Source organism: Shewanella hafniensis, from assembly GCF_019655335.1.
Taxonomy (GTDB): domain Bacteria; phylum Pseudomonadota; class Gammaproteobacteria; order Enterobacterales; family Shewanellaceae; genus Shewanella; species Shewanella hafniensis.
Window position 1 is genome coordinate 1 of sequence record NZ_BPFD01000291.1, and the last position, 255, is coordinate 255.

Sequence of the window (255 nt, forward strand, 5' to 3'; positions counted from 1 at the left end):
CGGCGGGCAACTGGACTTACAACGTCGATAACGCCGACGTGCAATATCTGGCTGAAGGCGAAACTAAGGTCGAAACCTTTGTGGTGTTGAGCCAAGACGGCACTGAGCACACGGTCACCATCACCATCACCGGCACCAACGATGTGCCTGTGATTGCTGGCGACGATGTCGGCGCGGTCACTGAAGATGCCACCGATCCAGTTCTGACTGACAGCGGCACCTTAACCATTACCGATGCCGACAGCGGCCAGGCGG

1 protein-coding gene is annotated in these 255 nt (G+C 58.0%); it reads left to right on the forward strand.

What is annotated here, in order from left to right; all coding sequences use genetic code 11:
* Positions 1 to 255: VCBS domain-containing protein (locus K5Q99_RS22315; RefSeq protein ID WP_220778179.1), on the forward strand; the 255-nt coding region annotated here is incomplete at both ends.